Origin of the sequence: Planomonospora corallina (assembly GCF_042650625.1) — a bacterium.
GTDB lineage: Bacteria > Actinomycetota > Actinomycetes > Streptosporangiales > Streptosporangiaceae > Planomonospora_B > Planomonospora_B corallina.
Genome location: NZ_JBHSBM010000013.1, coordinates 215750 through 232396 on the forward strand (window position 1 = coordinate 215750; position 16647 = coordinate 232396).

Genomic DNA, 16647 nt, shown 5'->3' on the forward strand with positions numbered 1-16647 from the left:
GCGGCGGGGCCCGCCCCGGTCCGGGGACGGGCCCCGCGGTCAGTCCTCGTCGCGCAGGCGCCGGTCGAGGTCGCGCAGGAAGTCGGGGTCGTCGTCGGGGCCGCGCGGCGCCTGGGGGCGGGGGCCGGGGACCTCCGGGGGGAGGACCAGGCGAGGCGCGCGGGGGCCGAGGGGACGGCCGAGCAACAGCCAGAACAGGCCGCCGATCATGGCCAGGAGCACGACGACGAGCACCCACAGGATCTTGGGAAGGTATCTGACCTCCTCGTCCGGAGTGGTGATGACGTCGAACAGGCAGTAGAGCCAGAAGGCGAGCACGGCCAGACCGAGAAGCACGGACATGCCCGCACTGTAAGCCATTGCGGCGGGTGATCGGAGCCGGTCGGGGACAGGGCCGGCCCCCGCGGGGGTGACGGAGGCGAGATCCCCGTCGTACGGTAGGACCCCGTACGGCAGGACCCGTCGTTTTCCGACAGGAGCGCGTGATGGCGCATTCGCGCGGGTGGACAGGGTGAGCACGGACCGGGGCCGGCACCGGCGGCGGTGGTGGCAGCGGGAGAGCCCGCGCCGCGGCGGCGAGGGCGCCGTGCGCCAGGCGCCCCGGGAGGCCCAGTCGTCCAGGGAGGCCCAGGCACCCCGGGAGGTCCAGGCGCCCAGGACGCCCCGGGAGGTCCTCCGCGAACCGGAGCGGCGGCCGGGGAGGCCGGCTCCCGTCCCCGCCGACCGCCCGCAGTACACCTGGCGCGACTTCGAGCTGGAGTACGAGCGGCCCCGGGCCCGGCCGAACGCCCCGGACGTCCCCGGCCTGGGCGACGGCCTGCGGCACTGCGGCGCGCTGGAGCACGTGCTGCACCGCCAGTGGGACGCGCGGGAGGGACCGCCGCCCCCGGAGACCGTGGCGGCGGTGGAGAGCCTCGCCCGGCTGCCGGACCGGCTCAAGGCCAAGCTGGCCGAGGGGCTGGAGGGCATCTACGTCGGCGCGGGCGGCGTGCCCGACCTGGACGACATGGGATACCTGCGGGGCGCGCCGCTGCCCTCGGGCAGGGCGACCTGGGACGTCTGCGCCGGAGCGTACGGAGACCGCAAGGTCGTGGTGGGGGACAGGCCCTCGCCCACCCCCGACGTGATGATGCACGAGATCGGGCATGCGCTGGACGACGTGGACGCGCCCCATGGAGACTGGGTGTCGGACTCCGCGGAGTTCAGGGCCCTCTACGAGCAGTGCGTCCCGGTCCTGGCCTCGGGCTTCCACCTGCAGCCGGGGATTCTGGGCCGCAGGGAGTTCTTCGCCGACGCCTTCGCGGCCATCGCCTCCCGGCAGCGTCCCGCCCTGGTGGACATGCTGAGCGGGGACACGCGGATGGCGCTGACTGTCATGCTGTTCTTCAACCGGCGCTACGGAATCTAGGTGGTCTGGGATGTACGTCATCCGGCTCGCGGACGGGACCCTGCGCGTGCCGCAGAGCCTGACCAGCGATGACGGGCTTCTGATCGGCAACGCGTACGTGGAGATCGCACCGGGGGACCCGGACTACGAGCGCTGGCTGCCCGAGTCGCTCACCGAGGAGGAGATGGCGCAGCGGCGCCGTCGGTGGCTGGAGGAGAACGACGAGCTGGAGCAGGAGTTCCTGGCCTTCAAGGCGGAGCAGGAGGACTGAGGGGCCCGCCGGGACGGGCGGCTCGCTCCGGGGCGCCCCGCGTGCTCGCCCTGTGGTGACTCCATGGTGACCCTGCGGCTTCCGGGTAAGACGCGCAGGATCACCGATGGCACGACGTCGTGCGGCGTCGTCAGACGCGGGGGGACTCGCCTGCCGGCCGTTCGGCCGTCAGGACGTCCTCTCCGCGCAGAAGGGCGTGCACTTCCGACTCGCGGAAACGCCGGTGCCCTCCGGGGGTACGGATGCTGCTGATGCGGCCTGCCGCGGCCCAGCGCGTCACCGTCTTTGGGTCGACCCGGAAGAGGGCGGCAACCTCTCCAGGTGTCAGCAGACGCTCGCTGCTACTCTCCACAATCTCTCCCCCTCGCATCCCGCTTCCTGCCAGCGGGCGGACAGGTAACCAGTGTGCCGAGCGAAGCCTGATTTATCCGTGCTTTTGAACAAAGATCACGGGTTGTTATCGACTGACTGCCCGATTGTTATATGATAGAGCCTCTTTGAGGCTCTCGTGGGTGTTTCTTTACGTAACTGATCTGTTGGGAACACTAGCAGTGCTCGCACCGGATGCGAAGAGTCTTCCCGTGACCCGCCGAGAGGCCGGTTGGCGGCGCCTTTACCCCGGTGCCGCTCGCCCGGCCGCGGTGGCACCGCCGCGGTGACGTAGCCTCGATGCCGTGCATCCCGCTCTCGTCTACACCGCTTCCCGGATCGCCCTGCTGCTCGTGGCCGCCGGCGTGCTCTACCTGCTCGGGCTCCGCGACCCCTTCTGGCTGCTGGTCGCGTCATTCCTCGTCAGCGGCCTGGCCAGCTACGTCCTGCTGTCCAAGCAGCGGGACGCGCTGAGCTCGCGAATCACCAAGAATCGCTGAAAGCACCGAATGTCACGGCAACGGGAACATGCCGATCCGGGCATGGTACTCGCGGCCGAGCCGGGTCGTGTCGCTACCGACGAGTAGCCCTCCCCGGTGGGCGAGAAACGCCTTGACGCCGATTCCCCGGTCCCGGGTGGGATTCCACCGCAGCGCCCTGCCGGTGACCGGATGGATCGCGCTGATCCCCGGCCGGGAGACGGCTCCCGGGCCCGCGGAGTCGCGGCCGTGGGGGTTGTCGAGCCAGCGCTGGTGGCCGCCCACGTAGACCGCCGCCCCGGTCACCGCCACCGCGTAGAGCGTGTCGCCCCCGGTGTGGTTCACCCAGGTCGGATCGGTCTCGCCCCGGACGCGGGCCTCGAAGCGCGCGGCGCTGTCGCACAGCTTGTCCGCGCCGCCCGCTCCACCGCTGGTGACGACCACGAAGTAGCTGCCGTCGGGCGCGAAGTCCAGCCCTCTGACGTAGCTGGGGAAGTCCGGCTTGCACTTCGGCGCGTAGGCGTCGGTCCGCCAGTCCGCGACCCTCGCGGGCGAGGACGCGACGTCGATGAGGCCGAGCTGCGGCCGGGAGAGCCCGTCGAGGGTGTCGAAGCCGCCGTCGACCGCGAGGCGGCCGGCGGCCAGCGCCATGGCGTACACCTTGACCCGTGACCCCCGCGGGGCGCCCGGCGTGACCGAGAACGCGGGGTCCACCGCCCCGGTGGCGGCGTCCAGCCGGGCCAGGGCGGTGCGGCGGACGCTCCCGACGTGCGTGAAGTCCCCGCCCACGTAGAGGTGGGAGCCGTGCCGGACGAGGCTGGTGACCGTACCGCCGTGGGCCTGGGCGCGGAAGTCCGGCACCGGCGCCCCGTCGGAGATCCGGAGGCGGACCAGCCGGCGGGCCTGCGCGCCGCCGGTCTCCGCGAAGGCGCCCCCCGCGTAGACGGTGCCGCCGGCCCCCGCCGCCAGGGCGTTGACCGGGCCGTCCAGCTCGGGGGCGAAGTCCGGCAGGATCCGCCCGGTGGCCAGGTCGTAGGCGAAGATGTTGGCGCGTTCCAGGACCCGCGCGCTCCCGGCGTCGCGGACCTCGCCGAACGAGCCGCCGACCACCACCGTCCCGCCCACCAGGGCGATGGCGTTGACGATGCCGTCGAGCACGTGGGGGGTGGTGTCCACCGGATCGGCGGAGACGATCCGGCGGTGCTCCACGGTGCCGGCGGCGGCGGCGCCCCCGGTCACCGCCACGGCGGTGAGGGCGAGTGCGGCGGCCAGGGCGGAGGAGGGAAGGCTTCTGGCAAACACCCGCCAAGTTCTAACAGACTCTTGGTAATCATGATGCTACTTTCCGTGGATTGTCCCGCCGGGCCTAGGCTTGCACCCATGACGCGCGCTTCGCTGGACAAGCAACCGCACGAGGTCGCCTCGATGTTCGATCGCACGGCCCGGCGCTACGACCTGATGAACGACGTGCTCTCCCTGGGGATGGACAGGCTCTGGCGCAGGGCCACCGCCGCCGCGGTCGACGCCGGACCCGGTGAGCTCGTCCTCGACCTGGGCGCGGGCACCGGCACCTCGACCGACGCCTTCACCTCGCTCGGCGCCCGGGCCATCGCCTCCGACTTCTCCCTCGGCATGCTCCGCACCGGCGTCGAGCGGCGCGGCGGGTCGGGCATCTCCGGCGGAGGGGTGCGCGGGGTGACGTTCGTCGCGGGCGACGCGCTCAACCTGCCCTTCGCCGACGACAGCTTCGACGCGGTGACGATCTCCTTCGCGGTCCGCAACGTCAAGGACACCGAGCAGGCGCTGCGCGAGATGCTCCGCGTGGCCAGGCCCGGCGCGCGGCTGGTCGTCTGCGAGTTCTCCCGGCCCGTCAACCGCTCCTTCGACGTGGTCTACACGCAGTACCTCATGCGCATGCTCCCGGTCGCCGCCCGGCTCGTCAGCTCCAACCCCGACTCCTACGGCTACCTCGCCGAGTCGATCAGGGCGTGGCCGGACCAGGCCGAGTTCGCGCGGATCATCCAGCGGGCGGGCTGGAAGCGGGTCGCCTGGCGGAACCTCTCGCTCGGCATCGTCGCCCTGCACCGCGGTTTCAAGCCGGAGGATTGATCTCCGGCGGCGGGGGAAGGGGGCGGAAGACCCGCCCCCGGGAGGGTTCCGCGGAAGATTTCCGGAGGGCGCGCTCCGCGGGCGCGAGACGGTCCGGCCACCGCCGCGGGCACGGCGGAAACACCCGTCGCACCCGCCTGACACTTCTCTCTCCGGAAGCGTTAGACTGCCGCCCGACAAGTTTGTGAAGACCTTCACAAAGGAACGAAAGGCCCCTTACCCCGAGGCCGTCAAAGCGTGTAGGACAGGACAGGTCCCGTGACCGTGCCAGCCGTCGCACAGCGGAGTGCCACCGAGGCTGACGCCGACGTCATCGTCGTCGGCGCCGGGCCCGCCGGCTCCACCACCGCCTACCACCTCGCCCAGGCCGGACTGGACGTCCTGCTGCTGGAGAAGACCACGTTCCCCCGCGAGAAAGTCTGCGGCGACGGCCTGACCCCGCGGGCGGTCAAGCAGCTCATCGCGATGGGCGTCGACATCGACGCCCCCGGCTGGGTCAGGAACAAGGGCCTGCGCGTCGTCGGCGGCGGCCTGCGCTTCGAGCTCGACTGGCCCGAGCTGTCCAGCTACCCCGACTTCGGCCTGGTCCGCACCCGGCAGGACTTCGACGAGATCCTGGCCGCCAACGCCGTGCGCGGCGGGGCCCGCCTGCTGCAGGGCGTCAACGTGACCGGCCCGATCCTCGACGAGCGCAGCGGCCACATCGTGGGCGTGACCGCGAAGAAAGACGGCGAGGAGGTCTCCTACCGCTCCCGCCTCGTGGTCGCGGCCGACGGCAACTCCACCCGGATCTCCCTGGCGATGGGGCTGCACAAGCGCGAGGACCGCCCCATGGGCGTCGCCGTGCGGACCTACTTCACCAGCCCCCGGCACGACGACGACTACCTGGAGACCTGGCTGGAGCTGTGGGACGGCGACCAGCTGCTGCCCGGCTACGGCTGGATCTTCGGGGTCGGCGACGGCACCGCCAACGTGGGCCTGGGGCTGCTGAACACCAGCACGGCCTTCAAGGGTGCGGATTACCGCGACCTGCTGCGGCGTTGGACTCAGAACATGCCCGGTGAGTGGGGGTTCACCGAGGAGAACATGACCACCCCGATCCGGGGCGCCGCGCTGCCGATGGCGTTCAACCGCCAGCCGCACTACACGCGGGGGCTGGTGCTGGTCGGCGACGCGGGCGGGATGATCAATCCGTTCAACGGGGAGGGCATCGCGTACGCGATGGAGACCGGCCGGATCGCGGCGGAGACCGTCGTCCAGGCGCTGGGCAGGAGCACGCCCGCCCAGCGCGAGCGGGTGCTGCGGGCCTACCCGCAGACGTTGAAGGACGCCTATGGCGGGTACTTCACGCTCGGCCGCGGCTTCGTCGAGCTGATCAGCCGGCGCGGCGTGATGAACTTCGCGACCCGTCACGCCTTCCCGCACCCGCGGCTGATGCGGTTCGCGCTCAAACTCCTTGCTAATCTCACCGACCGGCGAGGCGACGCGTCGGACCGGATCATCAATGCCCTGTCGAAGGTGGCGCCACCGGCATGACCTCGCAAAACACCTGGAAGCCGGGACAAATGGCCGACACGGTCCCGCCTAGACTTGTCCGACATCACAACGTGAGCTACGCGCCGGCGCGCGTGGAGATGGGAGAGGAGGCGTAGCGATGGAGCTGTACGCACCCATCCTGGTGCTCGCCGTTCTCGGAGCGGGCTTCGCGATCTTCTCGGTGACGATCGCGCCCTTCACCGGCCCCAAGCGGTGGAACCGCGCGAAACTCGACGCCTACGAGTGCGGCATCGAGCCCACTCCCCAGCCCGTCGGCGGTGGCCGCTTCCCGCTGAAGTACATGATCACCGCGATGCTCTTCATCGTGTTCGACATCGAGATCATCTTCCTCTACCCGTGGGCGGTCGCCTTCGACCAGCTCGGGCTGTTCGGACTGGTCGAGATGCTGCTGTTCATCGTCACCGTGCTCGTCGCCTACGCGTACGTGTGGCGCCGCAAGGGCCTGGACTGGGATTAGGACTATGGGACTTGAAGAGAAACTCCCGAGCGGCTTCCTGCTGACCACCGTCGAGCAGGTGGCGGGCTGGGCGCGCAAGAACTCCGTCTGGCCGGCGACCTTCGGCCTGGCCTGCTGCGCCATCGAGCTGATGGCGACCGGCGCCTCCAAGCACGACCTGGCGCGCTTCGGCATGGAGCGCGCCTCGGCGTCCCCGCGCCAGGCCGACCTGATGATCGTCGCGGGCCGGCTCTCCCAGAAGATGGCCCCGGTGCTGCGCCAGATCTACGACCAGATGGCCGAGCCCAAGTGGGTCATCGCCATGGGTGTCTGCGCCTCGAGCGGGGGCATGTTCAACAACTACGCCATCGTGCAGGGCGTGGACCACGTGGTCCCGGTCGACATCTACCTGCCGGGCTGCCCGCCGCGGCCGGAGATGCTCATCGACTCGATCGTGAAGCTGCACGACAAGATCCAGAACATGAAGTTCGGCGCCCACCGCGCCAAGCAGATCGACGAGCTCGAGCTGCGGGCGCTCCGGACGCTGCCGCTGATCGACCAGGGAGCCGGCAAGTGACCTCTGAGCCCGAGAACCTCCCGGGGGTGCCGGAAGGACCGGTCGCCCGCCGGGGCATGTTCGGCGCGCAGGACGCCGGGGACACCTCCGGCTACGGCGGCCTGGTCGTACGGCGCGCGCCCCGGATGTCGACCCCCCGCCCCTACGGCGGCTACTTCGACGAGATCGCGGACCAGCTGGAGCGCGCGCTCGGCGGCGACTTCGCAGGCGCGGTCGAGAGCGTGGTCGTGGACCGCGGCGAGCTGACCTTCCACGTCAAGCGGGAGCGCCTGCTGGAGGTCCTGCGGCACCTGCGCGACGACCCGGCGCTCCGCTTCGAGCTCTCGCTGGGCGTCTCCGGCGTGCACTACCCCCACCTGGCCGGTGAGGAGCTGCACGCCGTGATCCACCTGTGCTCGATCACGCACAACCGGCGCCTGCGCGTCGAGGTCTCCTGCCCCGACGCCGACCCGCACATCCCGTCCAGCGTGTCGATCTACCCGACGCACGACTGGCACGAGCGGGAGACCTGGGACTTCTTCGGGATCGTCTTCGACGGCCACCCGGCGCTGACCCGCATCATGATGCCCGACGACTGGGACGGCCACCCCCAGCGGAAGGACTATCCGCTCGGCGGCATCCCGGTCGACTACCGCGGCGCCCAGATCCCGTCGCCGGACAAGAGGAGGTCCTACAAGTGAGTACGCCCTACCAGGAGACCACTGAGGACCAGGAAGCCGCGGAGGGCAAGGTCTACACGGTCTCGGGCAACGACTGGACCGAGCTGGTCGCCACGCTGAGCGGCCAGCAGGACGAGCAGCTCGTGATCAACATGGGGCCGCAGCACCCCTCCACCCACGGCGTGCTCCGCCTCATCCTCACCCTCGACGGCGAGACGGTCACCGAGGCCCGCACGGCCATCGGCTACCTGCACACCGGCATCGAGAAGACCTGCGAGTACCGGACCTGGACCCAGGGGACCACGCTGGTCACCCGGATGGACTACCTCGCGCCGATCTTCAACGAGACGGCCTACTGCCTGGCCGTCGAGAAGCTGCTGGGCATCACCGAGCAGGTCCCCGAGCGGGCCCAGGCGCTGCGCGTGATGACCATGGAGCTGACCCGCATCTCCTCGCACATGGTGGCCGTCGCCACCTTCGGCATGGAGCTGGGCGCGACCACGCCGATGATCTACGGCTTCCGCGAGCGCGAGCTGGTGCTCGACGTGCTGGAGTACATCACCGGCCTGCGGATGAACATGGCCTACGTCCGGCCGGGCGGCGTCTCCGTCGACCTGCCGGCCGGGGCCGTGGACAAGATCGGCGAGCTGCTCAAGGTCATGCCGGAGCGCATCAAGGAGATGCGCAAGCTGCTCGACGCCAACCCCGTCTACCTGGCCCGGACCAAGGACGTCGCCTACCTCGACCTGACCGGCTGCATGGCGCTGGGCGTCACCGGGCCGATCCTGCGCTCCGCCGGCCTGCCGTGGGACCTGCGCAAGTCGCAGCCCTACTGCGGGTACGAGACCTACGAGTTCGAGGTCGCGACCCAGAGGACCGCCGACGTCTACGGCCGTTACCTCGTCCGGATGGCCGAGATGGAGGAGTCGCTCAAGATCATTGAGCAGGCCCTCGACCGGCTGACCGGCCCGCTCAAGGGCCAGCGCGTGATGGTGGACGACAAGAAGATCGGCTGGCCCTCGCAGCTCGCGCTCGGCCCCGACGGCTACGGCAACTCGCCCGATCACATCGCGCACATCATGGGCGAGTCCATGGAGGCGCTGATCCACCACTTCAAGCTGGTGACCGAGGGTTTCCGGGTCCCGGCCGGACAGGCCTACGCCAGCGTCGAGGGGCCGCGCGGGGAGATCGGCGCCCACGTGGTCAGCGACGGCGGAACCCGCCCCTACCGGGTGCACTTCCGCGACCCGTCGTTCACGAACCTGCAGTCCGTCCCGGCGATGTGCGAGGGCGGCATGGTCGCCGACGTCATCTCGGCGGTGGCCTCGATCGACCCGGTTATGGGAGGTGTGGACCGATGACCTACACGGGTGAGGTCCGCGAGCGTCTGGAACGGGACGCCAAGGAGATCATCGGCCGCTACCCTCGGCCGCGCTCGGCCCTGCTGCCGCTGCTCCACCTGGTGCAGTCGGTGGACGGCTACGTCTCCGACGACGGCCACGAGTTCTGCGCCGAGATGCTCGGCGTCAGCAAGGCCGAGGTCGTGGGCGTCTCGACGTTCTACACGATGTACAAGCGCCGGCCGATGGGCGACTACCACGTCGGCGTCTGCGTCAACACGCTCTGCGCGATCATGGGCGGCGACCAGATCTGGGACGAGCTCTCGGAGCACGTCGGCGTCGGCCACGACGAGACGACCGGGGACGGCAAGATCTCGCTGGAGCGGCTGGAGTGCAACGCCGCCTGCGACTTCGCCCCGGTGATGATGGTCAACTGGGAGTTCTTCGACAACCAGGACCCCGACTCGGCCAAGCAGCTCGTCGACGACCTGCGCGACGGCAAGGACGTCTCGCCGACCCGCGGCCCGAAGAAGCTGTGCACCTTCAAGGAGGCGTCGCGGATCCTGGCAGGGCTCCCCGACGACCAGGCCGGCGACGGTCCCTCGGCGGCGGGCGCCTCCCTGGAGGGCCTGAAGGTCGCCAAGGCCAACGGATGGAAGGCCCCTGAGGCATGACGACTCTCACCCCGGTCCTCACCGCGAACTGGGACCGGCCCGACTCCTTCACCCTGGCCGGCTACGGCGGGGACTACAAGGCCGCCAAGAAGGCGCTGGGCATGGACCCCGACGCCGTCATCCAGGCGGTCAAGGACTCCGGTCTGCGCGGCCGCGGCGGCGCGGGCTTCCCCACCGGCATGAAGTGGGGCTTCATCCCGCAGGGCGACGGCAAGCCGCACTATCTGGTGGTCAACGCCGACGAGTCCGAGCCCGGCACGTGCAAGGACATCCCGACGATGATGGCCAACCCGCACGCGCTGGTGGAGGGCGTGATCATCACGTCCTACGCCATCCGCGCGAACCAGGCCTTCATCTACGTGCGCGGCGAGGTCCTGCACGTCATCCGCCGCCTGCACGCGGCCGTGCGCGAGGCCTACGAGGCGGGCTTCCTCGGCAAGGACGTCTTCGGCTCGGGCTACGACCTGGAGCTGGTCGTGCACTCCGGCGCGGGCGCCTACATCTGCGGCGAGGAGACGGCGCTGCTCGACTCGCTCGAGGGATACCGCGGACAACCCCGTCTCAAGCCTCCGTTCCCGGCGGTGGCGGGCCTGTACGCCTGCCCGACCGTCATCAACAACGTCGAGTCGATCGCGTCTGTTCCCTCGATCATCGCCAACGGCCCCGAGTGGTTCGCCGGCATGGGCACCGAGAAGTCGGCCGGCTTCGGCATCTTCTCCCTGTCCGGCCACGTCACCCGGCCCGGCCAGTACGAGGCGCCGCTCGGCATCACGCTGCGCGAGCTCCTCGACATGGCGGGCGGCATCCGGGCCGGCCACCGGCTGAAGTTCTGGACCCCCGGCGGGTCGAGCACGCCGATCTTCACCGACGAGCACCTCGACGTGCCGCTCGACTTCGAGTCGGTCGGCGCCAAGGGCTCCATGCTCGGCACCCGGGCTCTGCAGATCTTCGACGAGACGACCTGCGTGGTCCGCGCGGTCATGCGGTGGACCGAGTTCTACGCCCACGAGTCCTGCGGCAAGTGCACCCCCTGCCGGGAGGGCACCCACTGGCTCAAGCAGGTGCTCAAGCGGCTGGAGAAGGGTCAGGGCACCGAGGAGGACCTGACCACGATCACCGACATCGCCGACAACATCCTGGGCCGCTCCTTCTGCGCCCTGGGCGACGGCGCGACCAGCCCCATCCACTCGTCGGTGAAGCACTTCCGCGACGAGTACCTCAAGCACTTCGAGATCGGCGGCTGCCCGTTCGACCCCGCCCTGTCCACGGTGTGGGGGGCCAAGTGAGCATGTGCAGCGGCATCACCGTTTCGGTCGCGGGGCCGACGGAGGAGGCACGATGAGCGTCGAACCCACCACGCCGGCGCAGCAGCCGGCGGAGCTGCTGACCCTGACGATCGACGGGTTCCAGGTGAGCGTTCCCAAGGGCACGCTGGTCATCCGGGCGGCCGAGCTGATCGGCATCCAGATCCCGCGCTTCTGCGACCACCCGCTGCTGGACCCGGTCGCGAACTGCCGCCAGTGCCTGGTGGAGATCCCGGACGCGGGCAACGGGCGCGGCTTCCCGAAGCCGCAGCCGTCCTGCGCCACCGAGGTCGCCCCGGGCATGGTCGTGCAGACCCAGCTCACCTCTCCGGTCGCGGAGAAGGCGCAGCGCGGCGTCATGGAGTTCCTGCTCACCAACCACCCGCTCGACTGCCCGGTCTGCGACAAGGGCGGCGAGTGCCCGCTGCAGAACCAGGCCATGTCCAACGGCCAGGGCGAGTCCCGCTTCCAGGAGAAGAAGCGCGTCTTCGAGAAGCCGGTCCCGCTCTCCACCCAGGTGCTGCTGGACCGCGAGCGCTGCGTGCAGTGCGCGCGCTGCCTGCGCTTCTCCGACGAGATCGGCGGTGACCCGCTCATCGAGTTCTTCGAGCGCGGGGCCAAGGAGCAGGTCGGCACGGCCGACGGACGGCCGTTCCAGTCCTACTTCTCGGGCAACACCATCCAGATCTGCCCGGTGGGCGCGCTGACCAGCGCCGCCTACCGCTTCCAGGCGCGCCCGTTCGACCTGGTCTCCACCCCCACCGCCTGCGAGCACTGCGCCAGCGGCTGCTCCCTGCGCACCGACCACCGGCGCGGCAAGGTCACCCGCCGTCTGGCCGGGAACGACCCGGAGGTGAACGAGGAGTGGAACTGCGACAAGGGCCGCTTCGCCTTCGCCTACACCAACCAGCCCGACCGGCTGAAGACCCCGCTCGTCCGTGACGAGGAGGGCAGGCTGGTCCCCGCCTCCTGGCCGGAGGCGTTCGCCGCCGCGGCCAGGGGCCTGGCCGCCGCCCGCGGCCGCGCGGGCGTGCTGGTCGGCGGGCGCGCCACCCTCGAGGAGGCGTACGGCTACGCCAAGTTCGCCCGGATCGCCCTCGGCACCAACGACGTCGACTTCCGGGCCCGGCCGCACTCCGAGGAGGAGGCGCGCTTCCTGGCGCACGCCGTCGCGGGCAAGGGCATCGAGGTCCGCTACCGCGACCTGGAGAGCGCCCCGGCCGTGCTCCTGGTGGGCTTCGAGCCCGACGAGGAGTCGCCGATCGTCTTCCTCCGGCTCCGCAAGGCCTTCCGGAAGAAGGGCCTGAAGGTCTTCTCGGTCGCGCCGTTCGCCACCGCGGGCCTGGCCAAGATGGGCGGCACGCTCGTGGAGGCCCTGCCCGGCGCCGAGGCGAAGGCCCTGGTGGACCTGTCCGTCGGCACGTCGGAGGCGGCCGAGGCGATCCGCAAGCCCGGCGCGGTCATCCTCGCCGGGGAGCGGCTCGCGGGCGTGCCCGGCGCCTTCTCCGCGCTCCTGCGGCTCGCCGAGGCGAGCGGCGCCCGGCTCGCCTGGGTCCCGCGCCGGGCCGGCGAGCGCGGCGCGCTGGAGGCCGGCGCGCTGCCGAACCTCCTGCCGATCGGCCGTCCGGTCGACGACGCCGACGCCCGCGCCGAGGTCGCCAGGGCGTGGGACGTGACCTCGCTGCCCGAGACCCCGGGCCGCGACACCTCCGGCATGCTGGCGGCGGCGCTCGGCGAGGAGCTCGACGCCCTCGTCGTCGCCGGTGTCGACCCCTACGACCTGCCCGACCCGCAGGCCGCCCTGGCGGCGCTGGAGAACACGCCGTTCATCGTCAGCCTGGAGCAGCGCGCCAGCGCGGTCACCGACCGCGCCGACGTGGTGCTGCCGGTCGCCACGGTGGTCGAGAAGTCCGGCACGTTCGTCAACTGGGAGGGGCGCGGCCGTACCTTCACCGAGGCGATCCCCGTCCCGGGCGTGATGAGCGACCTGCGGATCATCTCCGCGATCGCCGATCACATGGACGTGCACCTGGGCCTGCCCGACCCGAACGCCGCCCGGCGCGAGCTGGCCGCGCTCGGCTCGTGGCGGGGCACGCGGGCCGCGGCGCCGGAGGAGGCGGCGGTCAAGCCCGTGGCCCCGCAGGCCGGTGAGGCCCTGCTCGCCACCTGGCACCAGCTGCTCGACGACGGCCGCCTCCAGGTGGGCGAGCCGTTCCTGGCGGGTACCGCCCCCCTGGCGGAGGCGCTGGTGTCGCCCGCCACGGCGGCCGAGGCGGGCGTCGCCGACGGCGACAAGATCACTGTCACCACCGGGAAGGGCTCGCTGAGCCTGCCGGTGCGGATCGCCGCCCTGCCCGACCGGGTGGTGTGGCTGCCGGCCGCCTCCGGCGGCCGTTCGGTCACCCGCGACCTGCGCGCCGCGGCCGGTGACATCGTCAAGATCGGAAGTGCCTCATGAAGCTCATGAGCTGGTCTCCTCTCGCGGCCCCGGTTGACCCGAACCTTCCGGGCCTCGCCGACTTCGGCAAGGACCCGATCGGGATCATCATCCTCAAGGCCGTCGTCATCTTCGCCGTCCTGATGCTGGGCGTGCTCTTCGGCGTGTGGTTCGAGCGCAAGCTCATCTCCCGCATGCAGAACCGGTACGGCCCCAACCGGGCGGGCAAGTTCGGTCTGCTCCAGTCGGTCGCCGACGGCCTGAAGATGGGCCTGAAGGAAGACCTGATGCCGCGGACCGTGGACAAGGTGATCTACTTCATCGCCCCGGTCGTCCTGGCCACGCCCGCGTTCATGGCCTTCTCGGTCATCCCGATGGGCCCGAAGGTCTCGATCTTCGGCACGGTGACCCCGCTCCAGCTGACCGACCTGCCGGTCGCGGTGCTGCTGGTGCTGGCGATGGCCTCCATCGGCGTCTACGGCATCGTGCTGGCCGGATGGGGCTCCCGCTCGCCGTACGCGATGCTGGGCGGTCTGCGGGCCAGCGCCCAGGTGGTCTCCTACGAGATCGCGATGGGCCTGTCGTTCGTCGGCGTGTTCCTGTACGCGGGCACGCTCTCCACCTCGGAGATCGTCGCCGCGCAGGCGGCGGGCAACACGGCCACGCTGTTCGGGATGGACGTCCCGATGCCCTCGTGGTACATGATCCTGCTGATCCCGTCCTTCCTGATCTACATCATCACGATGCTGGGCGAGACCAACCGGGTCCCCTTCGACCTGCCCGAGGGCGAGGGCGAGCTGGTCGGCGGCTTCCAGACCGAGTACTCCAACTCGCTGAAGTTCGCCGTCATCATGCTCGCCGAGTACATCAACGTCTTCGTGGTCTCGGCCGTGTCCATCACCCTGTTCATGGGCGGCTGGCGGGCCCCGGCCCCGATCAGCACCTTCTGGCCGGAGGCCAACACCGGCTGGTGGCCGCTGCTGTGGTTCTTCCTGAAGATGGTGCTGGTCTTCTCCTTCTTCGTCTGGGCGCGCGCCTCGCTGCCGCGGGTCCGGTACGACCAGCTGATGGCGCTGGGCTGGAAGATCCTCATCCCGGTCAACCTCGGCTGGATCATGCTGGTCGCCACCGTCCGCGCCATGCAGCTGGACCAGGTGAACCGGACCGCCGTGATGATCATCGGCTCGCTCGTCGTCGTCGGCGCCTTCGCGATCTGGTGGCGCATCGACAACACCCTGCAGAAGCGCAGGGAGGCCAGGGCCGCCCAGGTCGAGGCGGAGTTCCGTCAGATCAACGAGGACCCGTACGCCGGGGGCTTCCCGGTGCCGCCGCTCGACCTGCCGCACTACCACGGGGCAGCGGCCGCGCTGGAGGCGCGCGCGAACAAGACTGCGGAGGTTCCCAGTGGGAGCAACTGATTGGCTCAACCCCATCAAGGGGTTCGGCGTGACCTTCCACACGATGTTCAAGAAGGTCCCGACGGTCAACTACCCCGAGGAGAAGCGGCCCACGGCTCCGCGCTTCCACGGCCGGCACCAGCTCAACCGCTGGCCGGACGGCCTGGAGAAGTGCGTCGGCTGCGAGCTGTGCGCCTGGGCGTGCCCGGCCGACGCGATCTACGTGGAGGGCGCCGACAACACCGAGACCGAGCGCTACTCCCCGGGGGAGCGCTACGGGCGCACCTACCAGATCAACTACCTGCGGTGCATCCTCTGCGGCCTGTGCATCGAGGCGTGCCCCACGCGCGCCCTGACCATGACCAACGAGTACGAGCTCGCCGACTCGTCCCGCGAGGCGCTGATCTACACCAAGGAGATGCTCCTGGCGCCGCTGACCGAGGGCATGGAGGCTCCGCCGCACGCCATGCGTCTCGGTGAGACCGAAGAGGACTACTACCGGCTGGGACGTACCAATGGGTGAGACCATCACATTCTGGGTGCTGGCGGTCGTGTCCGTGGCCGCCGCGCTCGGGCTCGTCTTCAGCCGCAGGGCGGTCTACTCGGCGTTGATGCTGGGCGTGGTCATGCTCTCGCTGGCCGTGCTCTACGCCGTCCAGGACGCGCCCTTCCTCGCCGCGGTGCAGATCATCGTCTACACCGGCGCCGTCATGATGCTCTTCCTGTTCGTGCTGATGCTCGTCGGCGTGGACTCCTCCGACTCCCTGGTGGAGACGATCAGGGGGCAGCGCGTCTGGGCGGCCGTGGCGGGCCTCGGCTTCGCCGTGCTGCTGGCCCTCGGCATCGGCAACGCGGTGTTCGCCCCGGCGGCGGGCGTCGGACGGGCCGCGGAGGCCAAGGGTGGCAACATCCCCGCCCTGGCGGAAATGATCTTCACCAGGCACGTCTTCGCCTTCGAGGTCACCTCGGCGCTGCTGATCACCGCGGCGCTCGGCGCGATGGTGCTGGCCCACCGTGAGCGCGTCCGGCCCAAGGCCACCCAGCGCGACCTGGCCCGCACCCGCTTCGCCGGCCCGCAGCCCTCGCCGCTGCCCGGCCCCGGCACCTACGCCCTGCACAACGCCATCGACATGCCGGCCCTGCTGCCGGACGGCTCGGTCTCGGCCAAGTCCATCAACCGGGTGCTGGCCCGGCACGAGCTGGAGGAGGGCTACGAGCCGACCGACCCGGACAAAGCCGAGCTCATCCGCCAGGCCCTCGCCAAGGGCAAGGAAGAGGAGCGGGCCAAGGGCGTCGAGCCGGAGCAGCCGATCCAGGTGAAGGACGCCATCATCAAGGAGGACGGCGAGTGACCACCCACTACCTGGTGCTCTCCGCGCTGCTGTTCGCGATCGGCGGCCTCGGCGTGCTGCTGCGGCGCAACGCGATCGTGGTGTTCATGTGCGTGGAGCTCATGCTCAACGCCTGCAACCTGGCGTTCGTCACCTTCGCCAGGCAGCACGGCAGCCTGGACGGCCAGCTCATCGCCTTCTTCGTGATGGTGGTGGCCGCGGCGGAGGTCGTGATCGGCCTCGCCATCATTGTGATGATCTTCCGAACCCGCAGGTCGGCGTCCGTGGACGACGCGAACCTGCTGAAGTACTGAGGGGTG

The 16647-nt window shown here is 70.5% G+C and carries 19 protein-coding genes; 16 read left to right on the forward strand and 3 right to left on the reverse strand.

What is annotated here, in order from left to right; translation table 11 throughout:
• Window positions 1-39 precede the first annotated feature (39 nt).
• Window positions 40-342 (reverse strand): PLDc N-terminal domain-containing protein, encoded by a 303-nt coding sequence (locus ACFOWE_RS10275; RefSeq protein ID WP_377286987.1) that lies wholly within the window; start codon window positions 340-342, stop codon window positions 40-42.
• Window positions 343-511: 169 nt separating this feature from the next.
• Between ACFOWE_RS10275 and ACFOWE_RS10280 the strand changes: the two genes are divergently transcribed.
• Both ACFOWE_RS10280 and ACFOWE_RS10285 read left to right on the forward strand, forming a co-directional pair.
• A complete protein-coding gene (locus ACFOWE_RS10280) occupies window positions 512-1408 on the forward strand; it encodes a hypothetical protein (RefSeq protein ID WP_377286988.1) in 897 nt (298 codons plus the stop codon).
• 10 nt (window positions 1409-1418) lie between these two features.
• The gene (locus ACFOWE_RS10285; RefSeq protein WP_377286989.1) at window positions 1419-1658 is read left to right on the forward strand and encodes a hypothetical protein; all 240 of its coding nucleotides are present in this window, start codon (window positions 1419-1421) and stop codon (window positions 1656-1658) included.
• A 130-nt stretch (window positions 1659-1788) separates the two neighbouring features.
• On the opposite strand, the gene ACFOWE_RS10290 is transcribed toward ACFOWE_RS10285, so the two are convergent.
• Window positions 1789-2028, reverse strand: a complete 240-nt coding sequence (locus ACFOWE_RS10290; RefSeq protein ID WP_012887349.1) for a BldC family transcriptional regulator — start codon at window positions 2026-2028, stop codon at window positions 1789-1791.
• 304 nt (window positions 2029-2332) lie between these two features.
• Between ACFOWE_RS10290 and ACFOWE_RS10295 the strand changes: the two genes are divergently transcribed.
• Window positions 2333-2527, forward strand: a complete 195-nt coding sequence (locus tag ACFOWE_RS10295; protein ID WP_377286990.1) for a DUF4229 domain-containing protein — start codon at window positions 2333-2335, stop codon at window positions 2525-2527.
• Window positions 2528-2539: 12 nt separating this feature from the next.
• Here the strand turns inward: ACFOWE_RS10295 and ACFOWE_RS10300 are convergent, their stop codons facing one another.
• A complete protein-coding gene (locus ACFOWE_RS10300; protein ID WP_377286991.1) occupies window positions 2540-3808 on the reverse strand; it encodes a delta-60 repeat domain-containing protein in 1269 nt (422 codons plus the stop codon).
• A 78-nt stretch (window positions 3809-3886) separates the two neighbouring features.
• On the opposite strand from ACFOWE_RS10300, the gene ACFOWE_RS10305 reads away from it, so the two are divergent.
• From ACFOWE_RS10305 to nuoK, 13 genes are all read left to right on the forward strand, one after another.
• On the forward strand, window positions 3887-4615 hold the full coding sequence (locus ACFOWE_RS10305) for a demethylmenaquinone methyltransferase (protein WP_377286992.1): 729 nt from the start codon (window positions 3887-3889) through the stop codon (window positions 4613-4615).
• Between the two features lie 258 nt (window positions 4616-4873).
• Window positions 4874-6151 carry a geranylgeranyl reductase family protein gene (locus ACFOWE_RS10310; protein WP_377286993.1) on the forward strand — a complete coding sequence of 426 codons (1278 nt, stop codon included), beginning with the start codon at window positions 4874-4876 and terminating at the stop codon, window positions 6149-6151.
• Window positions 6152-6269: 118 nt separating this feature from the next.
• Window positions 6270-6629, forward strand: coding sequence for an NADH-quinone oxidoreductase subunit A (locus ACFOWE_RS10315; RefSeq protein ID WP_068898202.1), 360 nt, complete (start codon window positions 6270-6272; stop codon window positions 6627-6629).
• Window positions 6630-6633: 4 nt separating this feature from the next.
• Entirely contained in the window at window positions 6634-7185 is a 552-nt protein-coding gene (locus tag ACFOWE_RS10320) for a NuoB/complex I 20 kDa subunit family protein (protein ID WP_344857669.1), read from the forward strand.
• A 56-nt stretch (window positions 7186-7241) separates the two neighbouring features.
• On the forward strand, window positions 7242-7865 hold the full coding sequence (locus ACFOWE_RS10325) for an NADH-quinone oxidoreductase subunit C (protein ID WP_377287129.1): 624 nt from the start codon (window positions 7242-7244) through the stop codon (window positions 7863-7865).
• A gap of 83 nt (window positions 7866-7948) precedes the next feature.
• Window positions 7949-9205 (forward strand): NADH-quinone oxidoreductase subunit D, encoded by a 1257-nt coding sequence (locus tag ACFOWE_RS10330; RefSeq protein WP_377287130.1) that lies wholly within the window; start codon window positions 7949-7951, stop codon window positions 9203-9205.
• Window positions 9202-9858, forward strand: a complete 657-nt coding sequence (gene nuoE / locus ACFOWE_RS10335) for an NADH-quinone oxidoreductase subunit NuoE (protein WP_377286994.1) — start codon at window positions 9202-9204, stop codon at window positions 9856-9858. Before ACFOWE_RS10330 ends, nuoE begins: the two co-directional genes overlap by 4 nt.
• Complete coding sequence (gene nuoF, locus ACFOWE_RS10340) at window positions 9855-11144, forward strand: NADH-quinone oxidoreductase subunit NuoF (RefSeq protein ID WP_377286995.1); 1290 nt, start codon at window positions 9855-9857, stop codon at window positions 11142-11144. Before nuoE ends, nuoF begins: the two co-directional genes overlap by 4 nt.
• Before the next feature lie 52 nt (window positions 11145-11196).
• Window positions 11197-13620, forward strand: coding sequence for an NADH-quinone oxidoreductase subunit G (locus ACFOWE_RS10345; protein WP_377286996.1), 2424 nt, complete (start codon window positions 11197-11199; stop codon window positions 13618-13620).
• A 5-nt stretch (window positions 13621-13625) separates the two neighbouring features.
• A complete protein-coding gene (gene nuoH / locus ACFOWE_RS10350) occupies window positions 13626-15017 on the forward strand; it encodes an NADH-quinone oxidoreductase subunit NuoH (protein ID WP_377286997.1) in 1392 nt (463 codons plus the stop codon).
• Entirely contained in the window at window positions 15004-15519 is a 516-nt protein-coding gene (gene nuoI, locus ACFOWE_RS10355) for an NADH-quinone oxidoreductase subunit NuoI (RefSeq protein ID WP_377286998.1), read from the forward strand. The genes nuoH and nuoI overlap by 14 nt, the downstream gene beginning before the upstream one ends.
• On the forward strand, window positions 15512-16348 hold the full coding sequence (locus tag ACFOWE_RS10360; protein WP_377286999.1) for an NADH-quinone oxidoreductase subunit J: 837 nt from the start codon (window positions 15512-15514) through the stop codon (window positions 16346-16348). The genes nuoI and ACFOWE_RS10360 overlap by 8 nt, the downstream gene beginning before the upstream one ends.
• Window positions 16345-16641: an NADH-quinone oxidoreductase subunit NuoK gene (gene nuoK / locus ACFOWE_RS10365; protein WP_377287000.1), complete on the forward strand. Its 297-nt coding sequence runs from the start codon at window positions 16345-16347 to the stop codon at window positions 16639-16641. Before ACFOWE_RS10360 ends, nuoK begins: the two co-directional genes overlap by 4 nt.
• Window positions 16642-16647: the final 6 nt, after the last annotated feature.

Excerpts from the sequence above, each read along its gene's own strand:
- ACFOWE_RS10275 (WP_377286987.1), bottom strand. The coding sequence starts at position 342 with ATGTCCGTGCTTCTCGGTCTGGCCGTGCTCGCCTTCTGGCTCTACTGC.
- ACFOWE_RS10285 (WP_377286989.1), top strand. The coding sequence starts at position 1,419 with ATGTACGTCATCCGGCTCGCGGACGGGACCCTGCGCGTGCCGCAGAGC.
- ACFOWE_RS10290 (WP_012887349.1), bottom strand. The coding sequence starts at position 2,028 with ATGCGAGGGGGAGAGATTGTGGAGAGTAGCAGCGAGCGTCTGCTGACA.
- ACFOWE_RS10305 (WP_377286992.1), top strand. The coding sequence starts at position 3,887 with ATGACGCGCGCTTCGCTGGACAAGCAACCGCACGAGGTCGCCTCGATG.
- ACFOWE_RS10315 (WP_068898202.1), top strand. The coding sequence starts at position 6,270 with ATGGAGCTGTACGCACCCATCCTGGTGCTCGCCGTTCTCGGAGCGGGC.
- ACFOWE_RS10320 (WP_344857669.1), top strand. The coding sequence starts at position 6,634 with ATGGGACTTGAAGAGAAACTCCCGAGCGGCTTCCTGCTGACCACCGTC.
- ACFOWE_RS10325 (WP_377287129.1), top strand. The coding sequence starts at position 7,242 with ATGTTCGGCGCGCAGGACGCCGGGGACACCTCCGGCTACGGCGGCCTG.
- nuoE (WP_377286994.1), top strand. The coding sequence starts at position 9,202 with ATGACCTACACGGGTGAGGTCCGCGAGCGTCTGGAACGGGACGCCAAG.
- nuoF (WP_377286995.1), top strand. The coding sequence starts at position 9,855 with ATGACGACTCTCACCCCGGTCCTCACCGCGAACTGGGACCGGCCCGAC.
- ACFOWE_RS10345 (WP_377286996.1), top strand. The coding sequence starts at position 11,197 with ATGAGCGTCGAACCCACCACGCCGGCGCAGCAGCCGGCGGAGCTGCTG.
- nuoH (WP_377286997.1), top strand. The coding sequence starts at position 13,626 with ATGAGCTGGTCTCCTCTCGCGGCCCCGGTTGACCCGAACCTTCCGGGC.
- ACFOWE_RS10360 (WP_377286999.1), top strand. The coding sequence starts at position 15,512 with ATGGGTGAGACCATCACATTCTGGGTGCTGGCGGTCGTGTCCGTGGCC.